Genomic DNA, 3,546 nt, shown 5'->3' with positions numbered 1-3,546 from the left:
AACTTTGTGTTGAGCGTCTGTAAGTTTTACTGTTTCTGATGCCTGGTAGGCAGTTGCGTACTGGAACGTTTCGCTTTTCTTGCTCTTCTCATCAACCATAAGATTGCATTTGACTTTATCAGAAGGCTTGAAAGTGGTCACCGTATAATTGAACTCCACACTGCTTGAGTTTGTTATAAAACCCTCTTGCGGACTGTTCAAAATCACATTGTTTGTGGCGGAAAAAACAACCGAGATTAGCAGAACGACTGCAATCAGTGCGTGCAGCGTGGCAGGGCTGGATAAGGCACTGCTAAGAGGACAGCGAGTTCTAGGGATAGTGTTAGCCATGTTCATCGCCTCCTTGCTTTGGCTTTTTTTGACTTTTTATTCTGTTTTGGTGCTATTTTATCACTGTCGTGCGTGCTTTTTAGGGATGGTGGGCTGCCCACTTTCCCCTGTGTTTTTGAAAACTTATAGAACAACAAAACAAGCAGTATGAGAACGATTACGCCTACCGCAACAATTGCAGTGCCATCATTGTTCTTGCTTGACGAAAGGGTTGCAAACCCGAAAAGCTGGTTGAATGCCTGTGCAGGACCTGAAGCAAGCTCAAATTCCTTTGAATCTTGGATTACCGCAAATTCGCTTACAGTAAAGCCCCGCTTTTCGCTTTCAAATTTGAGCTCTCCTGCTTTGCAGATGACATTCCACGTGTAGTCACTGCCAGGCTTGTAGGAAGCCGAATAGAACACTTTTGAATTTGGGTCTGACTTGATTTCCTTGACAAGTGCGCCATTCACATAGAGATAGCATGATATCTTGCCAGCATATTTTGTGTACGGGACAAAACCTATGTCAACTATGCTTGTTGCCTTTGACTCGTAATTGTTTTCAGGCGCCAAAAGCTCGATTTCCCCGTCCCTGATGTCAATTTCAGCCGGTATTGGCACATTGACAATAAACTGATTCGTCCTGCTTGTGCCACTTGCGCCTTGGGAGTTTTTGCATTCAACATACCAAGAATATGCTCCATTATTGTACGATGTGGAAAATTCAGCCTTCTGGCCGCTTTTCACGGTTGAGGCACCAAGAATTTGCTCCTGCGAATTTATGAATACCTTGCACTTAAAGTCAGAACCGTCAGTTGAGGTTGGCACATAGGCAAGCCTTACAAGCGACTGGGTGAAAGTCTGCTTAGCCGGATTTAAAAGCCGTACGGCAACACTCCCCGGTTGCACGGCTGGTTGTTGTGTTTCCCCATTTTGGATATTGGTTAATTGTGGATTCTGGTTGGTTTGCTGGGGCGATGGTTGTGTGGGTGCCTTTGGCTGGATTTGGCTGTTTGGAGCGTTTACGGCAAAATTTCTTGAAGGAGTCGTGTTTGACGCACTGCCATAGGTGCATGTGACATACCAAACGTAACTTCCATTTGCATATTCAGAATTGAACAGTGTAGTCCCAAGCGCCTGCCTCGTGTCTTTTTCCTGCCCGTTAACATATACTGTGCATGTGGCATAAACAGGAGCAGGTGCGTCCGCATTAATCACAAATGCCCTGTAGCCTAAAGTAACATTTGCCAAGGTGCTATTGTAACCGTTTGCAGGCATGTCAAGGGAAGCACTTACGCGTGGCACTGGAGCGTTAACTGTAAATTTATAGGTTGGACTTGTTGACTTGCCACCGGCATTAGTGCAACTTACATACCAGTCATAAACGCCGTTTTGAAGCGCAGCCACAAAAGTGACATATCCAGTCGCCTGCCTTGAATCCTTGACTTCAGAGTTGACATACAAATCGCAGATGGCACTTGTCCCCCCTGCAAGATAGTAGGACAGGTTGACATTTGGCTTTGTCAGAACCGAATTATTTGCAGGGGACGCAATGGAAAGCATTGCCGGGTTTGCAGGCTGGAGATTGACTGTGAAATTTCTTGATGCGCCTGTTGCCTGTGCGCCATCAACACTGCAGGATGTGTACCAAACATACGCGCCTGACGTTTCTGTCATGAAACTGACTGATTTGGCACCCTTGCCATAAATGGATGCGTATGGGGCATTGTTTACAAATGTCGTGCATAAAGGCGCACTTGTGCTATTTGTAGTCACAATGTATACCAGCTCAACCGATTGGATGGTTGAAACAAAACCGTTGCTTGGGCTTTGCGGCCTTACTGAAAGACTCGGCGTTGATTTTGGCTGCTCGCTTGCAGTAAACTGCCATGTTTCGCTTTTGGCAGAATAGCCGTCTTCACTGACGCATTGCACATACCAGGAATGCGCACCTGCGGAAAGGGTTATTGGGGCAACAGGCATTGCGCCTGGATTTGAAACAAGTCCTGTGCCGTACTTCTTTACATTGTCAATATAGAGACTGCAGTCCATATCAGAACCCGTATTTGAGCTTGCTGCAAACGACATGGAAACCGGATTTGGAACAACTGCGTTGTTGAGCGGATTTTTGGCTGTGACTGTTAGCGGTTTTTCGACTTCAAATGTCCCAGTCTCGCTTAAGCCCTCTCTGCTTGGGTTTGCATTATTTGGGTATTTGCAATAGACATAATAGTCATATACGCCTGGGGCAAGAGTAGTTTCATAATCGTGAGTCTCATCGTCTGAAACTGTTGCCGATTCAACTTTATTGTTGTTTATATATAAGTCGCATCTGAGGTCTGGCGAGGATGTGGCATCAGATTCCGCTTCATATGAGATAGTAACTGCGGAGTCTTGAAAAGAAGGGGGGGTAAAAACATCTATCTTGATGCCATGGTCAAGAGAAAAAGTTCGTACTGTCGTCTCATCGTATGCGCCGCCAGGGGTTTTGCAACTGACATACCACTCAATGTCTGACCAGTCCGGATAAGATTTAACGTATGTCCTTTTTGTTCCACTTGCCACAAGTGCATTGTCCACAACTTTATAATCATCGTTCAGATATGAGTTGCGTTGGTGAATTGAACAATTAATCACTCCGCCGTTTTTTGATGTCGCCTTGTAAGTGGTGGCCACCGTTGGTTTTGCAAACTCAGCATCGTCTGCCGGTTTCAAATCCTTTATGCTTGTTGTGTCAAAGAACTGCGAGTTTGTTGTTTTTGTTACGCCGCCTGCAGTGCACTTGACATACCAATCATACCAAAAACCGTTTTCGTATTTTGCAGCGTATCTTCTGGTTGTTCCGCTGTTGACTGTAGCCGTGTCCTTAAGTTCGTAACCAGTGACGTTTTCATAGTCATGCGATTCCTGCCACCCCTTTTGCACATATATTGAGCAAGTTGCAGGGGTTGCTGGACTTGTCGTCACCTTGTAGGAAATTTGAACCGTCGGCCCTGTTTCAATATTTGACCCGGTGAAAAGTGAGTATGATTCGGGTTTGAGGTTTGTGACGTCAATAGTCAATGAGTTGGACAAAACAGGCAAAGCAAGGAATAAAAATGCGAAAAAATAGCAGGTGTTTTGGTGTTTTGTTCCAATCATTTGCAACCACATCCGTTATTTTGTTGTTTGCCTTATCCGAATTGGCATCATTGCTTTGGTTCAGCCATTCTTTAGGTTTTATTTGCACCCAATT

2 protein-coding genes are annotated in these 3,546 nt (G+C 45.1%); both read right to left on the bottom strand.

Annotated features, from left to right (window positions below):
- Positions 1–330, bottom strand: a 330-nt coding sequence (locus FJZ26_04970) for a hypothetical protein (protein MBM3229758.1), incomplete at its 3' end; no start/stop codon positions are given.
- A 2-nt stretch (positions 331–332) separates the two neighbouring features.
- A complete protein-coding gene (locus tag FJZ26_04965; protein MBM3229757.1) occupies positions 333–3,452 on the bottom strand; it encodes a hypothetical protein in 3,120 nt (1,039 codons plus the stop codon).
- Positions 3,453–3,546: the final 94 nt, after the last annotated feature.

This window comes from Candidatus Parvarchaeota archaeon (assembly GCA_016866895.1).
In the GTDB taxonomy this organism is placed as follows: Archaea; Micrarchaeota; Micrarchaeia; order Anstonellales; family VGKX01; genus VGKX01.
Note: the sequence above shows the minus strand (reverse complement) of the source record. Positions and strands in the feature narration are given on the sequence as shown.